This window comes from Streptomyces sp. HUAS CB01 (assembly GCF_030406905.1).
Lineage (GTDB): Bacteria > Actinomycetota > Actinomycetes > Streptomycetales > Streptomycetaceae > Streptomyces > Streptomyces chengbuensis.
The window spans coordinates 4249969-4268819 of the sequence record NZ_CP129137.1 but is presented as its reverse complement, the minus strand read 5'-3'; the positions used below and the strand labels follow the sequence as shown (position 1 = coordinate 4268819).

Genomic DNA, 18851 nt, shown 5'->3' with positions numbered 1-18851 from the left:
GATGGTTACGGTAGTTGGTCCGGTCCGACCAGGGTCAAGACCGGCGCGGAAAGGGCGTCAGAAGGGGAGTCCGGGGATCCCGCCGCCGCCCAGCCCCTGGGCGAGCGGGCCGAGCTTCTGCTGCTGCAGCTGCTGCGCGTTCTCGTTGGCGGCCTGCACGGCGGCGACGACGAGATCGGCGAGGGTCTCGGTGTCGTCCGGGTCGACCGCCTTGGGGTCGATCACGAGGCCGCGCAGCTCGCCGGAGCCGGTGACGGTCGCCTTCACGAGACCGCCGCCCGCCTGGCCTTCGACCTCCGTCGCCGCCAGCTCCTCCTGCGCACGGGCGAGGTCCTGCTGCATCTTCTGGGCCTGCTGAAGCAACTGCTGCATATTGGGCTGGCCACCACCGGGAATCACGGTCACTCCTGGCATTTCGACGTCGATTGTTCGGTAAACCGAGCCTACGTGGTCGGGGGACGGCGCGCCCCGCCCAGTGGGCACCAACTCTTTCGAGTGACTTCCGCGGGAGAAGGCGCATCCTTCCCGTACCGGACGAGGACGCTCGTGCGGGCGCAATTACCGGGATTCCGCTCCCCCGGCCCACCGTTCGGCGGTAGGAAGACCCTGCGCACCAGAACCCCCGCGTGCACCGCACGTCACGCAGGGTTAGCAGGGCTGTGTCCGCGACCTCGCACCGCCGAGTCGCCGGAGTCGCGCCGCGCAGTCATGCACAGCCGTAGTCACGCACAGCCGTAGTCACGCAGAGCGCAGAGGAGTGCCCCGGTGAGTCAGCCGGAGATGCAGCCTGGGGGGTCGGCCCGGGAGGAGGACGGGGCCGGGTTCCCGGAGAACGGCGGCGCCCCGGCCTCCGGAAGCACCCCCCGCCGCGACCGCGACCGCGGCCGCGATCTGGCCGGCCGGCCGTTCCCGCTCGGCGACTGGGGCGAGCCCGCGGACCGTCTCGACGAGCTGTACCGCTGGGTGGAGGCGAACGCGCTGCGGACCGCCGACTGGTACCTGGCCGACCGCGTACGCAAGCGGCGGGCCGCTCGTGCGCTGCGCGCCGGCACGGTCCTGGGAGTGATCGCGGGCGCGGCGCTGCCCCTGCTGGACCTGACGGGGAAGCTGGCCGGCGCGGCGGGCTGGGGATATCTGTCGTTGCTGCTCGCCGCCGCCTGTGCGGCCTGGGACCGGTACTTCGGCCTGACCTCGGGCTGGACGAGGGACATGGCGGCGGCCCAGGCGGTGCACCGCCGGCTCCAGAGCCTGCAGTTCGACTGGGCCTCCGAGAGCGTCCGCGAGGTGCTCGGCCCCACGGAGGGCACGGCGAGCGAGGCCGCGGAGCGTTGTCTCACCGTGCTGCGCCGCTTCTCGGAGGACCTGACGGAGCTGGTCCGCGCCGAGACGGCCGACTGGATGCTCGAATTCCGGGCCGGTCCGGCCCCGCTGCTGATGCAGTCGGCACCGGTGCCGTCGCGCCCGGACCACGCCCACCCCTCGGGCCGGTTCCCCCTGCCGCCCCCGCCCACCCGGCCGAACATGCCGCGGCAGCGCCCGCCGGAGGCACGGTAGGCGGCACGGACACCGGGAACCGGCGAGGTCCGGGGTCAGCTGAAGATGATCATCGAACCCTGGCCCAGGCTCCGGGTCGCGGCCGCGTGCAGCCCCAGCCAGACGTGGCGTTCCCGGGCGAAGGGGCTGTCGTCGTAGGGGATGGGGCCCGCGGGTTCCTCCAGGGAGGTGGGGCGGGTGGGCGGGGCCGGGGCGGACGGGGGGTTGGCGGGGTCGATGCCGATGGACGGTGCCACGTACTCGAGTTCGCGCAGCAGGCCCTGGGAGGAGCCCAGCGGCCCGCCGCCCGCGAGGAGTTCCTCGTTGGACAGGGGCTCGGGGAAGTCGACGGGGACGTAAGCGCCGGCGTGGTCGTAGTGCCACACCAGATGGGACTGCTGGGCCGTGGACTCGAACATCTCCAGCAGTTGTTCGTAGTCGCCGCCCAGTTCGTCGACGGGCGTCACCGCAAGCCCGCAGAGCTGGAGGAGGTACGCCCGGCGCAGGAAGTGCAGGGCGTCGTAGTCGAAGCCGGCGACCGGGGCGACGTCGCCCGAGAGGCCCGGCATGTAGGCGAAGACGGGAACGGTGGGCAGACCGGCCTCGGTGAGGGCCTTGTCGTACGAGGCGATCTCCTCGGCGAAGGGGTTGTCGGGGCTGTGGCACAGCACATCGACGAGGGGGACCAGCCAGAGGTCACAGGCCAAGACGGGCTCGCTCTCCATCGGAGTCGTAGCAGGTTGTGCGATGGTCGGGACAGCGTAGTGCTACTAGCACATCGCGCACAGTCAGCCGTCGCCGACGACGGGTCCGGCCCGGGTGGCGGCACCGTGCAGGGGGTCTGCAGGTCACATACCCCATCCTCGGCCGGTCCGCGCGGCCCCGGGCCCGCGAGTTCCGGCCGCGCCGGGGCCCGCGCGTCCGGTTGCCGGCGCGGGACCGCTCCCACCGGTCGCCGCCGGTCCGTTCCGGGAGTCCGACGGTCCGACGCGACCGCAGGGCCCCGCGGCTCCCGCCCGGCAGACCCACGCCGGCCCCGCAGCCCTCACCCCCGACGCATCCCCACGGGCCCCGCAGCCCTCACTCCGGGCGCCGCTCCAGTCGCTCCGCCCAGCGCAGGGCGAGATCGTCGTCCTCCGCGATCAGCGCCCGGGCCGCCGCGGCGTCGCCACCGGTGATCGCGTCGACGAGCTGCTCGTGGTCGCTCCACAGCCACTCCCCGAGCGCGGGTTCGGCCCGCAGCCGGGGTACGGCGAAGACCCAGGACTGCACCCGGAGGCGGTCGAGGAACTCGGCGATGTAGCGGTTGGTGACGAGCGCGCCCACCTCACGCCAGAACCGCAGGTCGTAGCCGATGAGGACGTTCAGGTCCCCGCAGCGGGCGGCCCGTGCCGCCTCCTCCGCGCGGCGGCGCACGGAGACCAGCGCCGCGCCCGTCGCCGGATGCGCGCGGGGGGCGCCCCCCTCGCGGAAGATGCCGTCCACGATGAGCGAGCGGGCCTCGATCATGCCGCGGAAGTCCTCGACGGAGAAGCGGTGCACCTCGAAGCCGCGGTGCTGGTTGGAGTCGAGCAGGCCCTGTCCGGCGAGATCGACGAGGGCCTCGCGGACGGGTGTGGCGGAGACGCCGTACTGCTCGGCGATCTGCTTGACCGTGAACTCCTGCCCGGGACGCAGCCGTCCGGCCAGGACTTCGTCCCGCAACGCGCCGGCGATCTGCTGCCGCAGGGTGTTGCGGGTGACAGCTCCGCTCGCGGGCATGGTGTCGGTCCCCTCCGTCCGGTTGACGGACACCCTAAGCCCCGCGACGCCCCGGCCCGCCCGGGGTAGGGCCCGGGGCTCCCGCGCCCGGCCGCACGGCCCTCGCCAGGCCCCTCCACGCGTCTGCCGGCCAGGGCCGTACCTCTCTGCACCTCTCTGCCCTTCTCTGCCACGGCCCCACCGCCGGGCCGGTGCTCCCCGGCCCGGCGCGCACGCAGAGGGGCCGAGGCCTCCCCGGCCCCGGCCCCGTGGCGGGGCGCGCGGGCCCCGGCTGCGTCAGACGTCAGACGTCACGCGGTGTACTCGTCGGCGACCGAGAGGGCCGCGTCCAGCGCCGCCAGCCCCTCCTTGGCCTCGGCCTCGGTGATGTTGCAGGCCGGGACGGCGTGGGTGCGGTTCATGTTGATGAAGGGCCACAGGCCGTTCTTCTTGCAGGCCGCCCCGAAGGCGGCCATCGGCGCGGCCGCCTCGCCCGCCGCGTTGTACGGCACCAGCGGCTCACGGGTCTCGCGGTCGCGCACCAGGTCCAGGGCCCAGAACGCGCCGAGGCCGCGCACCTCGCCCACCGACGGGTGGCGCTCGGCCAGCTCGCGGAGCCCCGGGCCGAGCACGGTCTCGCCGATGTGGGCTGTGTGCTCGACGACCTTCTCGTCCTCCATCGCCCGGATCGTCGCGACCGCGGCGGCACAGGCGAGCGGGTGACCGGAGTAGGTGAGGCCGCCGGGGTAGGGGCGCTTGTCGAAGGTCGCCGCGATCTCGGCGGAGATGGCGACGCCGCCGAGCGGCACGTAACCGGAGTTCACGCCCTTGGCGAAGGTCATCAGGTCGGGCACGACCCCGTAGTGCTCCGCGGCGAACCACGTGCCCGTGCGCCCGAAGCCCGCCATGACCTCGTCCAGGACGAACACGATGCCGTACCGGTCGCAGATCTCGCGGACGCCCGCGAGGTAGCCGGGCGGCGGGGTCATGATGCCCGCGGTGCCGGGGATGGTCTCCAGGACGATCGCCGCGACGGTCTGCGGACCCTCGAAGGCGATCGTGTCCTCCAGGTGCTGCAGCGCCCGCGCGCACTCCTCCGTCTCCGTCGAGGAGTAGAAGGGCGAGCGGTACAGGAACGGGGCCCAGAAGTGGACGACGCCCGCCGAGGCCGTGTCGGAGGCCCAGCGGCGCGGGTCGCCGGTGAGGTTGATCGCCGTGGAGGTGGCGCCGTGGTACGAGCGGTACGCCGAGAGCACCTTCGCCCGGCCCGTGTGCAGCCGGGCCATGCGCACCGCGTTCTCGACCGCCTCGGCACCGCCGTTGGTGAAGAAGATCTTGTCCAGGTCACCGGGCGTGCGCTCGGCTATCAGGCGCGCGGCCTCGGAGCGCACGTCGACGGCGAACGCCGGCGCGAAGGTGGTCAGCCGCGCCGCCTGTTCCTGGATCGCCTCGACGACCCTCGGGTGCTGGTAGCCGATGTTGGTGTAGACGAGGCCGCTGGTGAAGTCGAGGTAGCGGTTCCCGTCGTAGTCCCAGAAGTACGAACCCTCCGCGCCGGCCACGGCGAGCGGGTCGATCAGGCCCTGGGCGGACCACGAGTGGAAGACGTGTGCGCGGTCGGCGGCCTTCACGGCCGCGCCGGCCTGCGGATCGGGTTCGACATGAGGGGTCATGCGCCCAGGTTAGGGAGCCGCGGGCCGGGGTCGACATGGCCACCTTGTATGGCCTCGGCCGCTTTCATGGGCAAGGTGTCGCGGCACGGAACACACGCCTCAGTTATTGACAGCGTGCTGTCGTTATGACAGGATTCTGTCATCGTAGGGAACCAGCTCCTACCCCCGGGCCAGGGAGGCCGCCATGACCGCCGACACGACATCCGCCACCGGTACCACCGCCGGGACCGCCGAGGCCGCGGAGGCCGGCAGCGCGGACAAGGCAGTCCACGTCGCCGTCTACGACACGTTCGCCGACTGGGAGACCGGTCACGCGACCGCCTGGCTCGCCCGCACCGGCCACGCCGTGCGTACGGTCGGACCCGCCGCCGACAAGCCCGTCACCACGATCGGCGGACTGCGCATCCAGCCCGACCTCGGCCTCGACACACTTCGGCCCGAGGACAGCGAGCTGCTCATCCTCACCGGCGCCGACCTGTGGGACACGGGCGACGACCTGGCACCGTTCGCCCGGAAGGCGAGGGAGTTCCTGGACGCGGGGGTACCCGTCGCGGCGATCTGCGGGGCCACGGCCGGACTGGCGCGCGAGGGCCTGCTGGACGACCGGAAGCACACCAGCGCCGTGTCGTACTACCTCGCCGCCACGGGCTACGAGGGCGGGGAGCACTACGTCGACTCCGACGCCGTGACCGACGGCGATCTGATCACGGGCGGCCCGACCGAGCCGGTGGCCTTCGCCCGCGAAGTGCTCGGCAGGCTCGGCGCGTTCGAGGGCGGCAAGCTCGACGCCTGGTACCGGCTGTTCCACGACTCCGACCCGGCGGCGTTCGAGGAGCTCAACGCATGACCGGCGACCGCAGCGAGGGCACGGCCGGCGGTACGGTCCGCACCCCGGCCCGCGGGTGGGGCCGTGAACGGAGCGGCGCACCCGCCCGGGAGCCGGCCGGGGGACCGGGCCGGGACCTGGGCAGGGAGAGGCAGAAGCTGCTCAGTGCCACCGCCCTCGGCGTCTTCAGGCTGAACGGCCAGTTCCTGGGTGTCGCCGAGGAGCTGGCCCGCCCGGCCGGGCTGACCTCCGCCTGGTGGCAGGTCCTCGGTGCCGTGCTGCGCGAGCCGCTTCCGGTCGCGGGCATCGCCCGGGCCATGGGCATCACCCGGCAGAGCGTCCAGCGGATCGCCGACCTGCTCGTCGGCAAGGGTCTCGCCGAGTACGTGCCGAACCCGGCGCACCGCCGGGCCAAGCTGCTCCGGCCCACCGACGAGGGCAGGGCGGCGGTCGAGAAGATCGACCCGGGGCACGCCGAGTTCGCCGGGCGTCTCGCGGCCCGGCTCGGGGACGAGCAGTTCGCCGAGACGGTGCGGGCACTGGAGCGGCTCCACGCCGCGATGGAGGCACTCGGTGCGGACGACGGGGAGGACGCGGCCGGCCCGGACGCGGCGACCGGCAGGTAGTGCCGTGACAGTACCGTGACCGGGAAGGACGGCCGGGAAGGTCGCGGCTTCCGGCGGTGCATCGCACGGCGGAGGATCGCCCTCGCCCCGGACGTACGCGGGTGAGGTGGCAACGTGGCCGGGTGCCGTGCGGGGCGTCGCGACCCGGGATGAGCCTTTCCGGTCACGGCACCAGCCGACGACGTCGCGTGGAGGGAGGGGCGGGCGCCACGGCGGCCCCGGCCCCGGGCCGGCCCTCCGCTGCCGGGACGCTCCCCGGCTCCGGTTCGCGGAGGGCGTCGCGCCGCGCAACGGCGTCGTCGTGTTTCGTCCGCCCCCTCGCCCACCGCCCGGGAACCGGCGCGACGGTCGTGGATGTCCTCGCCTGGGAAACGCAACAGGCCGCAGCGGGGGCGCGATCGAGCCGGATCCCGGCCCGGACGCGGTTGCCTGTGGGCGCCGGCCCGGGGCGCACTATTCTCGTGCGATCGGGCACGCGCACAGATCCGTACGCGCGCACACGTACCCGCACACGTGCGGGTACGTCCACGTATGTCGGGGGAGGGGCGCTCGGCCATGGAGCAGCTGGCATCCGGAGATCCGCGCCGCATCGGGGCGTACCGACTGCTGGCCCGCCTGGGCGCCGGCGGCATGGGGCAGGTCTATCTGGCCCGCTCCGACCGGGGCCGCACGGTCGCGGTCAAGCTCGTACGGCGGGAGCTGGCCGAGCAGGAGGAGTTCCGCAGCCGGTTCCGGCAGGAGGTCGCGGCCGCCCGCCAGGTGGGCGGGGCGTGGACGGCCCCGGTGCTGGACGCGGACACCGAGGCCGAGGTGCCGTGGGTGGCCACGGGGTACGTCGCCGGGCCGTCGCTCCACTCGGTGGTCTCCGGCGGACAGGGCGGCCCGGCCCACGGGCCGCTGCCGGAGCACTCCGTCCGCACCCTCGCCGCCGGGCTGGCCCGCGCGCTCTCGGACATCCACAGCGCGGGCATCGTGCACCGCGATCTGAAGCCCTCCAACATCCTGATCACCATCGACGGGCCCCGGGTCATCGACTTCGGCATCGCCCGCGCCCTGGAGACCATCGCGGACGGCGGGCTGACCCGCACCGGCGCGCTCGTCGGCTCGCCCGGGTTCATGGCTCCCGAACAGGTCCGGGGGGACCGCATCACCCCGGCCTGCGACGTGTTCTGCCTGGGCTCGGTCCTGGCGTACGCGGCGGGCGGGAAGCTGCCGTTCGGCTCCGCCGACAGCGGCGTCCACGCACAGATGTTCCGCATCGCGGAGGAGGATCCCGATCTGTCCGGCGTCCCGGAGTCACTGCGTGACCTGATACGGGACTGCCTGCACAAGGAGCCCGGAGCCAGGCCCACGCTGGAGCAGATCCGGGAACGGGCCGGGGGCGTGTCGCAGGACTCCAGCGTGCCGTGGCTCCCGGGCGCGCTCATCGCCCAACTGGGCAGCCACGCCGTGAGACTGCTGGAGGTCGAGCACCCGGAGAGCTTCGCGGACACCCCGGGGCCGGATGCCGCGGGCCCCGGGCCCGGTCCGCGCACCCCGGACGCCGCGCAGGGCTCTCACGCGCAGGGCTCCCCGGCGCACTTCTCCCCCGGCGACGCGCAGGCCGCCGCAGTCGGCACACCACCGCCCGGGCACACGCCCGCCGCGCCGGGCCGTCCGGGCGGCGCGCCGGGGGCGCCGGGAGTGCACGCCCTTCCCACCATGGCCGGTCCTCCGACGCCTCCTCCGGGCCCGGCGCCCACCCCGGTCCCTGCCCCGCCTCCCGGATGGGCGACGCACCACCCCGCTCCCACGCACACCCCTCCGGCCGTGCCGCCTCCGTACGGCACGTACCCGCAGTACGGACTGCCGCCCGTACCCGGGAGCCAACGGCGCGACAGACGGGGCACGGTGGCCCTCGTCGCGGTCGCCGTGGTGGTCGCGGTCGCGGCGGGCAGCTCGGTCTACGCGCTCATGAACGGCAAGCACAAGGACACGCCCGCCGCGCCGGGCCCCTCGGCGTCCGCGCCCCGTTCGCCCGGCAGCTCGGGCGGCCAGGGCGGGACGACGGCCGACGACACGCCCGCCACACAGGACTCCTCCCCCGCCGCACCTCCGGGGACCGTGCCGGAGGAGTACGTGGGTACCTGGCAGGCAGAGTTCACGACCGCCGACGGCAACACGAACACCCGCGTCATGACCATCACGAGCGGTTCGGCCGGCGACACCGTCATGACCCTGACCGGGCAGGGCGTCAACTACGACTGCCGCTGGTCGGCCACCCTGCGCGCCCCCGGCCCGCCCCTCGAACTCGGCCCCACACAGGTGACGTCCGGCGACCGGCGGAGCTGCTCGCCGGGCCAGTGGAGCCGTCTCGACATGCCGGACGACCGCACGATCGTCCGCGAACTGGTCGGCTCGGGCGGGGAGCCCCTGCGGTACACGAAGGTGGGCTGACCGCGCGGCAGACGCGGGCCGGGGCGCCCCTGACATCCACCGGGGGGCGGGGCTCAGCGGCGGCGCCAGCGGAGGGCCAGCGTCCCGTCCCCGCCGAGTTCGGGCTCCACCTGGGTGCCGAACGCGCGCCCGGCCCTGCTCAGCACCTCGCACAGCCAGCCGGAGTCCGTCGGAGACGCAGGGTGGAGGGTCATCCGCCGCGCCTGCATCGGCACGATCCGCAGGGCCGCCAGTTCGCCGGTCTCCGCGTCCAGGGCGGGGAAGTACAGCAGCCGCAGGTCGTCGCGGTAGCGCTCGTACCCCGTGATGCCCTCGTAGTCGTCGATGAGGTCGCCGCAGCCGTACAGGATGAGCTTGCCGTGGTGGACCTGGATCGGCCGGGGGTGGTGGGAGGAGTGCCCGTGCACGAGGTCCACGCCGCCCTCGACGAGCCGGTGGGCGAAACTGCTCTGGCTCTCCGACACCCCGTACCCCCAGTTCGAGCCCCAGTGGATCGACACGACCACGAGATCGCCGGGTTGGCGCACCGCGCGCAGCCGACGGACGAGCGCGTCGGCGCTGCGGACCGACAGGTCGGGCACATAGGCGACGCCCGGCCGGCCCTCCCCCGCCGCCCACCGCGAGGGGACCCCGGCGGACGCCATCCCGCACGACAGGACCAGCACCCGGCCGCCGCTCCTCGTGGGCACCGCGACCGGCCGCTCGGCCTCGGCCCGGTCCCGGCCCGCCCCCGCCGGTCCGAGTCCGGCGCGCCCGAGCACGTCCACGGTCTCCTCCAGGCCGCGCCGCCCGAAGTCCAGCACGTGGTTGTTGGCGAGCGCGCACACGTCGGGCCGCGCGGCCGTCAGGAAGGGCAGGTTGTCGGGGTGCATCCGGTACGTCACCGCCTTGCCCGAGGCGAACTCGTCGCTCGTCGTGACACTGCTCTCCAGGTCGATCACGCGGACGTCCGGGTCGAACCGGTCCAGGACGCCGAGCGCCGCACCCCAGGGCCAGGTGTAGTCGACCGGGCGCGGGATCGCCCCGTTCGCCGCCTCGGCGAGCGCCACGTAGTCCCGGGCGTCCCGGATGTAGCTCTCGCGCAGCGCGGGATCGCCGGGGTGCGGGAGGATCTGGTCGACACCCCGGCCCGGCATGACGTCGCCGCAGAGGAACAGCGTCACGAGGCCCCGGCCGCTCATGCACCGATTTTCCCACCGACCGCCCGATCGGGCTCCCGGCGTCGCGGCGCCGGCCCCGCTCGGGGATTCCGCGTCGGACGGCGGGTTCCGCGCCCTCCGGCCGAGGGAACCGGGCGGGAAAGCCGGGCGGAGACAGCCGGGCGGAGACAGCCGGGCCGTGGCAGCCGGCGGGCGGCACGAAGCGCGCAAGGGGTACCGGTGTCACGCGACGGGACGGTCGCCGTAGCGCAGGCACGCTTGGCACGCAGGCAGGGGCGTCGCTTCGGGCGACGGGAGGAGCGCCCGGCACCGTCGGGCGACCGGAGGAGCACCCGGCACCGTTCACGACGCGCGACGGCGTGACGCCCGTCCAGCCGACCGCGCACGACCTCCTCGTGCACCCGGGGTCCCGGGACAAGCGCCTCTTGATCAAGGACCCGGGCACCTGGGCGCACGCGGCCGGCGTTGTGCGAGGATCCGGGGACGGCCCTGGCACACGTGAACCGCCGGGCCTCGTCGAGCGGTTGGCGGGAGAGCAGACATGGGCAACGGCACCGGTCCACGTCCGGTCACATCCACGCCCGCGACACCGAACTGCCCGACAGCGGTGTCCGCGGTCGCGTCCGGCGCCCGGATGTCGCTCCCGGGCCGGGCGCGATGACACGACAGGACGGGGGCTCGGCACCGGTGGACGACGACGAAATCCTGGCGCGGCGCTTCGAGGAGCACCGCACGCATCTGCGCGCGGTGGCCTACCGGATGCTGGGCTCCCTCACCGAGGCCGACGACGCCGTGCAGGAGGCATGGCTGCGTCTCGGCCGTACCGACACGAGCGGCGTGGAAAACATGGGCGGCTGGCTGACCACGGTCACCGGCCGGGTCTGCCTCGACATGCTCCGGTCGCGGAAGTCCCGGCGGGAGGACCCGCTCGACGTCCACGTGCCGGACCCGGTCATCAGCGAGCTGCGCGGCGCCGACCCGGAGCAGGAGGCGCTGATCACCGACTCCGTCGGGCTCGCGATGCTGGTCGTCCTCGACGCGCTCGCGCCCGCGGAACGGCTGGCCTTCGTCCTGCACGACATGTTCTCGGTGCCGTTCGACGAGATCGCCCCGGTCGTCGACCGCACCCCGGCCGCCGCGCGGCAGCTCGCCAGCCGGGCCCGCCGCCGGGTCCAGGACGCCGGACCGGCCCCCGACCCGGACGTGGCCCGGCAGCGGGAGGTCGTCGACGCGTTCGTCGCGGCCTCGCGCGGCGGGGACTTCGAGGCGCTGGTGGCCCTGCTCGACCCGGACATCACGCTGCGCGTGGACGGCGGCGTCGTGGCACGGAACCTGTCGAAGGTCGTCCGGGGTGCGCGGTCCGTCGCCGGGCAGGCCCTCCTGTACCAGCGCTTCGCCCCGCTGGCCCGGCTCGTCCTCGTCAACGGGACGGTGGGCACGCTCACGGCGCCCGAGGGCGAGGCCCGTTCGGTCATGTCCTTCACCGTCGCGGACGGCAGGGTCGTCCGGATCGACATCCTCGCCGACCCGGAGCGGCTGGCGCTGCTGGACCTCTCGGCTCTGGACGCCTGACGCCCGGCACGGCGGAGGCCGGTGCGGTCCGCGCATTCACGCGGTCCGCACCGGCCTCTTCCTCCTCCTCGGCTACCGCTCCCGCGTCATGTACCGGGACAGCAGCTCCTCGGCCCTGCGCTCGACCTCCTCCTCGGGAACGAGGGGCCGGAGGTCGGGGCCGAGGCACTCCAGAAGGTGATCGCGGAACTGCACCCAGGGGAGCCCGAACGCCTCCTGGAATGCCCACATCAGGCGGAGCGGGGTCAGCCGGAACCCGTCGTCACGCCTGAGCGCTTCGATCAAGGCGGAGAAGCCCGCCCCCTCCGCTCTCAGCCTCCGGAGAGCCCTCACCGCGTCATCGGTGTCGGACATCCGTCCTCCTTCCTACCTCTTCTTCCTGTAGACGACCTCGACGTTCGTGTAGTGCCCGGCCGCCCCTTCCGTCTTCTTTATCTCCACCTCGGTGAACCCGTACCTCGCCGCATTCCTGCCGGTGAAGGCACCCGCCGCGGCTTCCTCCGGCGTCTTGCCCTCGCGAATGGCCTTGTTGAAGGCATCGAGGTTGGTCGGCATCTTGGTGACCCACTTGCCTTCGATGGCCTCGATGTTCTCAGGGCCGTAGTGAGCCATCACGTCGTCGAACATCTGGTAGCCCTTGGTGGTGCTGTCGTTCCTTTCGACAGCCAGGCTCAGCACCCCGTCCTTGGCGTCAGCGAGGATCATCCCGTCGCCGTCGTACGCCTTGCTGAACGAGCCGCAGGCAAGCTTGCGGGGACCCGCCGCAGCCGACAGGGACGCCCGCTGGACGGAGAACTGCTGCACGACCTTGACGGCCTTGCAGACCTTGTTCACCTTGAACAGCTTGCGCATCAGGTCGTACGACGCCTCCGCCCACCGTGCCTTCGACTTGACGGTGACGTCCGCCAGGAGCTCCCAGCAGTTGGAGATCGTCGGGTCGTCCGCGCACGCTTCGAGCAGGCCGAGGTCGGTGAAGATCGACGCGACGTCGTGGAGCTGCTTCATCGCCTCGCCGAACCGGCTCGCGTCGGCGAAGATCGCGCACAGGATCTCGTTCTGCTGGCACCAGCGCGGATGGTTGCTGTTGGCGAGGTCGCAGCCCACGAAGCCGCAGCGGTATATCTCGCGGGCCTTCGCGCCCGAGTCGTTCGCCGCCTTCTCCTTGGCGGCGACGGCGGCCTTGCGGCGGGCCTCCTCCTCCGCCTTCAGCTTCTTGACGGCGACGGAGTAGGCGTCCTTGGCCGCCGCGAGGGCCGCCTTGGCGTCCTTGCCCGCCGCCTTGGCCGAGGCACGGGCCTCGTTCGCCGCCGACCACGCGCTCGACGCCGACGCCTGCGCCATCTCCGAGGAGACGGTGGCAGTGGCGGCGGAAGCCGCCGCGGCGCGCGCGTCGCTGTTGGCGCTGTTCGCCGCGTTACGGGCGGTGCGTGCCGACTCCGCGGCCTGTGCGGCGGACTTCTCCGCGGCGTCGGCGTGCTTCGCGGCCTCGGCGGCGTGTCCCTTGGCCTTGGTCTCCGATTCCTTGGCCTGCTTGGCGTACTTGTCCGCGTCGGCCGCGGCCTTGCGGGCGAGTGCGGCGGCCTGCTGGGCCTTCCAGGCATCCTGCTGGGCGGTGGCCGCGACGCCCGAGGCCTCGGAGATCAGCTGACGGACCTGGGCGACGTGGGTGGCCGCGAGCATGTCCTTGCGCTGGGCCATGAACTGGCCTCTGGCGATGAACGCGTGCAGGGCCTGCGGTGAGCCTTCGAGCGCGACGCGCGCGGCGGACTTGACCTCCGGGCCGCCGCTGGAGACGAGCTGGGCCGCCTGGACACGTTCGTCCTGGGTCCGGGCGGTGTGCTGGGTGGTGAGCAGGAACTGCCGGTAGGCAGCGGGCGTACCGGCGGCGAGGGCCTTCCTCGCCTCGTCGGTGACGATCGGGCCGCCCGTGTCGGCGACCTGCGCGATGGCGACGCGGAAGTCCTGCGCACCGGCGTCGTACTGGCCCTTGGTCAGGAAGGCGTGGACAACGGTGGCGTCCCCGGCGAGAGCGGTCTCGGCCGCGTCCCGCACGGCCTTGCTCATGCTGTCCTCGGCCAGCCGCTCGACCTGGAAACGCTCGTCCTGCTCGCGCGCCTCCTTCCAGCCGTTGCGGACGTAGTCGACGACGTAGTCGTCGGAGGAGGCGAGGGCCACCTCCGCGGCGGCACGGCTCCAGGCGTCCGCGTTCCGGGCGGCGAGCAGCGCGAGCTCGCGTCCGTCGGTCGCCACCTGGCCGAGGTCGGCCCCCGGCCGGGCGGCGGCCGTCGCCAGCCGCTGGGCCTCGGCGTCCCGGTCCTCGGCCTCCCGGACGCCGTCGGCCACCGCGGCCCGGCGCAGGTCGTCCTGCTCCTTGAGGTCCCTGGCCTGCTCGATACCGGCGTTGGTCCGGCCGCGCAGTTCCTCGGCCTCCACCTCGCGGGCCAGCTCGAAGACCTCCTGGGCCTTGGCGACCGCCTTCGACGCCGTGGCGGCGGCCTCCGAAGCGGCGTTCGCGTGCGCGGTGGCCCTGTTGGCGGCCTGGGCCGCCTCGCCCGCGTGGTCGGCCGCGTCGTCGGCCGCCTTGGCAGACGCGTTGGCGTGGGCGGCGGCCGAACGGGCCTCGTCACGGGCCTGGGCCGCCGCGGTCGCGGCCTTGCGGGACAGCCGCTCCGCCTCTCCGGCGGCGCGGTTGGCCTCGGCGGCGTGGCGCTTGGCGGCAGCGGCGGCGCGGCGGGCCTCGGCGGCCTGGGCGCTGCTCTGGTTCGCGTAATTGCTCGCCGTCACCGCGGCGTTCGCGGCCCGGTCGGCGTTGACACCCGCGCTGACGGCGGACAGGGCAGCGGCACCGGCGGCGGTGGCCGCCTTCGAGGCCTGGTCGGCGGCGTCGGCGGCGAGGTCGGCGCCCTTGGCGGCCGCGCGTGCGTCCTCGGCCGCCTTACGGGCGGCGGAGGCGTTCTTCGCGTCCCGTGCCGCGTCGGCGGCGGCGCTGCGGGCGTTCGACGAAGCGCGTGCCGCACCCGCGGCGGCGGCCGCCGCCTGGGAGGCCGCGCTCGCCGCGACCCGTGCGGAGTTGTTGGCGGCGTTGGCCGCTGAGATGGCCTGCTGGGCGGCGGTGGCGGCCTGCTTGGCGGCCTTGGCCGCACGTCCTGCCGCGGCTGCGGCGTCCAGCGAGTCCTTCTCGGCGAGGGATGCTTCCTTCGCGGCCTTCTCCGCGGCCTCCTTGGCGAGTTCGGCGGCCTTCACGGCCTTGGCCGACGCGGCCTTGGCCGCCTCGGTCTCCTTGGCCGCCTGCCGGCCCGCCTCCTTCGCCCGGGCGGCGAGCTGCTCGACCGTCGCCCGCTCCTGGTCGCGGGAGCGCGCCACGTGCTGTCCGACCTCGAGGAACTCCCGTACGTCCTCGGGTGTCCCACTCAGCGCGAGGCGTCCCGCGGCCTTCACATTGGTCCCGCCGGTGCTGATGATCTGCACGAGCTGGACGCGCTCGTCCTGCTGCCGCTCGGCGTACTGGCCGGAGGAGAGGAACGCCTGCACGTCGGCCGGGGTGCCGTTCAGCGCGGCCCGGCCGGCCTCCTGCACGTTGGGGCCGCCCGAGCCGGCGATCCGAGCGGCCTGGACCCGCTGGTCCTGGAGGAGCGGGTCCTCCCAGCCCTCCGCGAGGAAGGTCTCCAGTTCCTCCGGCGTACCGGAGAGCGCCGCGCGCGCGGCGTCAAGCAGCTCGCTGCCGCCGATGGACGCGAGCTGGGCCGCGGCGACGCGGTTGTCCTGCACCCCGGTCTCGCGCACGGTGTCCAGGAGGTTCTGCACGTCGGCGTCGCTACCCGTCAGCGCCGCTTCGGCGGCCGCCTTGACGCCCGGCCCGCCGGTCTTCCACAGGTCCACGACGAGGGCGCGGCTGGTGAGCGGTGTGGGGCTGCCGCTCTGGCCGCTGAACAGGCCGTCGTCGGAGAGCGGGTCGTCGGCGGCGTTCGCGGTGCCCCCCAGCAGACCCACCAGCAGGGCGAGCGGGAGCAGGCCGGTGATCAGCGACGTGCGCGCCGCTCTCCCGGCTCCCCTCACCCGCCTCCCCCCATGAATTCTTCGATTCAAAAGAAACACTCATCTCGGTTACCAGCAACGGGAGTTGCCATTACTCCGCTTTGACGTCGGGAGCATAACGCGGGTCTTTTCCGAGAGCGCGCGCGGTCGAGCCTTGGACGCCCGCATGTTGCCCACATCACCGGAATCCTCAACTCCGTTCTTCACAACCTGAATACAGACATCCGGATACCGGCACCCGCCGTCACGCAATTCCGGTGTGACACGCGCATCATCGCCGCCGCGACAGTCCGGGAACTACCCCACCAAACCCTGACGCGACGCTACTTGCGTACCGTTAAACGAAGTTGACGACCCTTCACCGAGAGATCTACATTCGCTCGTCACCTTTACTGGACAATTACTTTTCGGCCACTCCGAACGAATGGGTGCCGCCTGAAAGGAGCGTGCGGTGACTTTCCGCACTCGTCGTCTTCTTCTCTCGGGAGCCATTGGCGTCCTCGCCGCGGTTGTGGGAATTCCCCTCGCCGTGGCGAGCGAATCGGCCGCCGGGGCGAACGCGGCCGGCAACCCCCCGGTCGCGGTGGAGGACTACAACTACCCCGGTGCCGACAGCATCCTGGCCGACCAGGGAATCAAGCTGAAGAAGGGCGACGGACGCATCCTCCTCGCGGAGTGCGACACCGCTCCGGGACAGATCAAGGTCTACACGGTCAAGGACGACGCGGTCGGCCGCAAGCCCAACTACTGCTTCCGCGCCACCGCCAAGTCGGGGTACCTCACCCTCGAACTGCCGCGTGTCTTCGCCCTGGAGACGGAAGACCATCCCATCAGCGCCGACCTGACCGCCAACGGTGACACCACCACCGTCGACGTACCCAAGGACGGCTTCGAGAGCGTGGGCGAGGGCACCGTCGGCGGCGCCCGGTCCGTGCTCGTCGAGATCCGCGTCACCGGCTGACCGGCCTCCCCGCACCAAGGAATCGAGAAACGTGACCCCCGTTCGTCCACGGGCCGGCGCGAGCGCCGCCCTCGTAGCCGCCGTCGCCACCGCCGGTGCGCTCATCTCCGTACCCGCCCACGCAGTGGCGGGCGACCCCGCACCCGACGGCAGCCACGCCTTCACCGCCCGGCTCGCCATCGGCGCCGACGAGGCCGCCCGCGCCTGCACCGGCTCGCTCGTCGCCCCGCAGTGGATCCTCACCGCCGCGAGTTGCTTCGCGGCCGACCCGGAGTCCGCTTCCGTCGCCGCGGGCAAGCCCGCGCTCCGGACGACCGCCACGGTCGCCGGGAAGACCGGCGAGATCGTCGAGCTGGTGCCCCGCGCCGGCCGCGACCTCGTCCTCGCCCGGCTCGCCAAGCCGATCTCCGGAACGGCACCGGTGACGGTGTCGGCGACCGCGGCCGCCCCCGGCGAGGAGCTGAAGGCCGTCGGCTACGGCCGCACCAGGACCGAGTGGGTGCCGGGCACACCGCACACCGCGTCACTCACGGTGGACACCGCGGGCTCCGACGACATCGCCGTCACCGGCGTGAACGGCGGACTCTGCAAGGGGGACGCCGGCGCCCCGCTGCTCCGCGAGGCGAACGGCTCGGCTCAGCTGGTCGGCGTCAACAGCCGATCCTGGCAGGGCGGATGCTTCGGCGAGCGCGAGACGCGCACCGGCGCCGTGGCCTCCCGCGCGGACGACCTGGCCGGCTGGGTCTCCGCCACCGTCACGGCCGCCAGGCCGACCGACTTCAACTGCGACGGAGTTCGCGACATCGCGGTCTCGGATCCGAAGGCCACGGTCGGCACGCACGCCAAGGCCGGGGTCGTACGGATCGTGTACGGCGGCGGCGGGGGCACGGCTGAATTGAACCAGGACAGCGCCGGCATTCCGGGCGGCGCGGAGGCGAACGACCAGTTCGGCGAGGCGCTGGCAAGCTTCGACCACAACCTGGACGGCTGCACCGACCTCGTCGTGGGCATCCCGGGCGAGGACCTCGGCGACGCGGCGGACGCGGGCATGGTGCAGGTGCTGTACGGCGCGACCGGCGGTCTGGCCAAGGGACCCGCGGCACTGACCCTGGAGCAGGGCAGTGGCGCGGGCGCCGTCAAGGCCTCCGGCAGCGAGGCCGGCGACCGGATGGGCCACGCCCTGGCCGCGGGTGCCACCGTCGCGGGCGAGCCCTACCTCGTCATCGGCGTCCCCGGCGAGGACCTGGCCGACGTGGCCAACGCCGGCAACGTCTTCTACCTGCGCGGTACCACGAACGCCTCGACGCACCAGGACAAGCCCGGAGCGGTCGGGGCCGCCGAGAAGGACGACCGGTTCGGCACCGCCGTCGCCGGTGCCCCCGGGCACTTCGCCGTCGGCACCCCGGGCGAGGACATCGGCACCGAGTCCGGTTCGGGCGGGGTGCAGATCTACGGGCACGCCGTCGGCTCGTCGGGCGGGCCCACCCCGCTGGCCGGCTTCGACCAGGACTCGGACCTGATCAGTGGCGGCGCCGAGGCCGGCGACCAGTTCGGCGCCTCGCTGGCGATGGTCGAGCACCGCCCGAACGCCACGTCCACCGGGGTGGAGTCCATCCTCGCGATCGGCTCGCCGGGCGAGGACATGGGCAGCGGAAGCACGCTCATCAAGGACGCCGGACGCGTCGTGACCGTGCGCGTGGACGCGGCGGGCAAGATCACGCAGCTCGCCGAGATCACCCAGGGAAGCCCCGGCATCGCGGGCGAGCACGAGGCCGGCGACAACTTCGGCCGGAAGGTCGCCGCGGTGAACATCCGGCCCGGGGCGGTCGGCACCGCCCGGACCGTGCTGCTGTCGATCGGCGTCCCCGGAGAGGACATCGGCACCGTGAAGGACGCCGGCTCCGTCCGGGTCGTGCCACTGATCGGCAGCCCGGGAGCCTCCGAGGTCGTGGTCGAGGCGGGCAAGGCGGGTCTGCCGGGAACGGCGGGCACCTCCCACGCCGTGGGCAACCACCTGACCGCCGCCGCCACCCACCTCTACGTCGGCATGCCGGTCGGCCCCAACGCGCGCGGCGCGCTCCACGCCCTGCCGTGGGCGAGCCTGGTCGACGGCGCCTCCGAACCGGTGGTCTCGTACCAGCCCGGCGCGGGCGGACTTCCGGCGGCGGGCGACGAGTTCGGCACGGTCAGCCAGTAGCGGGCACCCCGGTCCCGGCTTCGGCCTTACGGCTCGGGGCTCGCGGCTCACGGCTCGCGGCGGGACCGGGTCCCCGCTTCCGGACCGTTCGA

General features: G+C 73.4%; 14 protein-coding genes. 7 read left to right on the top strand and 7 right to left on the bottom strand.

Annotation, left to right across the window (positions count from 1 at the left end; all coding sequences use genetic code 11):
* Positions 1-57: 57 nt before the first annotated feature.
* The gene (locus QRN89_RS18940) at positions 58-399 is read right to left on the bottom strand and encodes a YbaB/EbfC family nucleoid-associated protein (RefSeq protein ID WP_123188694.1); all 342 of its coding nucleotides are present in this window, start codon (positions 397-399) and stop codon (positions 58-60) included.
* 366 nt (positions 400-765) lie between these two features.
* Between QRN89_RS18940 and QRN89_RS18935 the strand changes: the two genes are divergently transcribed.
* Positions 766-1554: an SLATT domain-containing protein gene (locus QRN89_RS18935; RefSeq protein WP_290350602.1), complete on the top strand. Its 789-nt coding sequence runs from the start codon at positions 766-768 to the stop codon at positions 1552-1554.
* Between the two features lie 35 nt (positions 1555-1589).
* Here QRN89_RS18935 and QRN89_RS18930 read toward each other — a convergent pair whose 3' ends face one another.
* From QRN89_RS18930 to QRN89_RS18920, 3 genes are all read right to left on the bottom strand, one after another.
* The gene (locus QRN89_RS18930; RefSeq protein WP_093653934.1) at positions 1590-2240 is read right to left on the bottom strand and encodes a putative DNA-mimic protein; all 651 of its coding nucleotides are present in this window, start codon (positions 2238-2240) and stop codon (positions 1590-1592) included.
* Positions 2241-2613: 373 nt separating this feature from the next.
* A complete protein-coding gene (locus QRN89_RS18925) occupies positions 2614-3294 on the bottom strand; it encodes a GntR family transcriptional regulator (protein WP_290350601.1) in 681 nt (226 codons plus the stop codon).
* 290 nt (positions 3295-3584) lie between these two features.
* Positions 3585-4946 carry an aspartate aminotransferase family protein gene (locus QRN89_RS18920; RefSeq protein WP_290350600.1) on the bottom strand — a complete coding sequence of 454 codons (1362 nt, stop codon included), beginning with the start codon at positions 4944-4946 and terminating at the stop codon, positions 3585-3587.
* Positions 4947-5130: 184 nt separating this feature from the next.
* On the opposite strand from QRN89_RS18920, the gene QRN89_RS18915 reads away from it, so the two are divergent.
* From QRN89_RS18915 to QRN89_RS18905, 3 genes are all read left to right on the top strand, one after another.
* Positions 5131-5793 carry a DJ-1/PfpI family protein gene (locus QRN89_RS18915; RefSeq protein WP_290350599.1) on the top strand — a complete coding sequence of 221 codons (663 nt, stop codon included), beginning with the start codon at positions 5131-5133 and terminating at the stop codon, positions 5791-5793.
* Between the two features lie 116 nt (positions 5794-5909).
* Positions 5910-6398, top strand: coding sequence for a MarR family winged helix-turn-helix transcriptional regulator (locus tag QRN89_RS18910; RefSeq protein ID WP_290353770.1), 489 nt, complete (start codon positions 5910-5912; stop codon positions 6396-6398).
* Between the two features lie 555 nt (positions 6399-6953).
* Positions 6954-8834 carry a serine/threonine-protein kinase gene (locus QRN89_RS18905; RefSeq protein WP_290350598.1) on the top strand — a complete coding sequence of 627 codons (1881 nt, stop codon included), beginning with the start codon at positions 6954-6956 and terminating at the stop codon, positions 8832-8834.
* Positions 8835-8887: 53 nt separating this feature from the next.
* Here the strand turns inward: QRN89_RS18905 and QRN89_RS18900 are convergent, their stop codons facing one another.
* Positions 8888-10015 carry a CapA family protein gene (locus QRN89_RS18900; protein ID WP_290350597.1) on the bottom strand — a complete coding sequence of 376 codons (1128 nt, stop codon included), beginning with the start codon at positions 10013-10015 and terminating at the stop codon, positions 8888-8890.
* Positions 10016-10681: 666 nt separating this feature from the next.
* Here QRN89_RS18900 and sigJ point away from each other — a divergent pair.
* Entirely contained in the window at positions 10682-11566 is an 885-nt protein-coding gene (gene sigJ, locus QRN89_RS18895; RefSeq protein ID WP_290350596.1) for an RNA polymerase sigma factor SigJ, read from the top strand.
* A gap of 72 nt (positions 11567-11638) precedes the next feature.
* Here the strand turns inward: sigJ and QRN89_RS18890 are convergent, their stop codons facing one another.
* Together QRN89_RS18890 and QRN89_RS18885 are read right to left on the bottom strand one after the other, a co-directional pair.
* Positions 11639-11920 (bottom strand): hypothetical protein, encoded by a 282-nt coding sequence (locus tag QRN89_RS18890; protein ID WP_290350595.1) that lies wholly within the window; start codon positions 11918-11920, stop codon positions 11639-11641.
* A gap of 12 nt (positions 11921-11932) precedes the next feature.
* Complete coding sequence (locus tag QRN89_RS18885) at positions 11933-15622, bottom strand: ALF repeat-containing protein (protein ID WP_290350594.1); 3690 nt, start codon at positions 15620-15622, stop codon at positions 11933-11935.
* A 430-nt stretch (positions 15623-16052) separates the two neighbouring features.
* On the opposite strand from QRN89_RS18885, the gene QRN89_RS18880 reads away from it, so the two are divergent.
* The gene (locus tag QRN89_RS18880; protein ID WP_290350593.1) at positions 16053-16562 is read left to right on the top strand and encodes a hypothetical protein; all 510 of its coding nucleotides are present in this window, start codon (positions 16053-16055) and stop codon (positions 16560-16562) included.
* Positions 16563-16593: 31 nt separating this feature from the next.
* Complete coding sequence (locus QRN89_RS18875) at positions 16594-18759, top strand: S1 family peptidase (RefSeq protein WP_290350592.1); 2166 nt, start codon at positions 16594-16596, stop codon at positions 18757-18759.
* Positions 18760-18851 lie beyond the last annotated feature (92 nt).

What these genes read in the sequence shown, in the direction of transcription:
- QRN89_RS18920 (WP_290350600.1), bottom strand. Translation starts at nt 4,946, where the DNA reads ATGACCCCTCATGTCGAACCCGATCCGCAGGCCGGCGCGGCCGTGAAG.
- QRN89_RS18890 (WP_290350595.1), bottom strand. Translation starts at nt 11,920, where the DNA reads ATGTCCGACACCGATGACGCGGTGAGGGCTCTCCGGAGGCTGAGAGCG.
- QRN89_RS18905 (WP_290350598.1), top strand. Translation starts at nt 6,954, where the DNA reads ATGGAGCAGCTGGCATCCGGAGATCCGCGCCGCATCGGGGCGTACCGA.
- QRN89_RS18900 (WP_290350597.1), bottom strand. Translation starts at nt 10,015, where the DNA reads ATGAGCGGCCGGGGCCTCGTGACGCTGTTCCTCTGCGGCGACGTCATG.
- QRN89_RS18925 (WP_290350601.1), bottom strand. Translation starts at nt 3,294, where the DNA reads ATGCCCGCGAGCGGAGCTGTCACCCGCAACACCCTGCGGCAGCAGATC.
- QRN89_RS18915 (WP_290350599.1), top strand. Translation starts at nt 5,131, where the DNA reads ATGACCGCCGACACGACATCCGCCACCGGTACCACCGCCGGGACCGCC.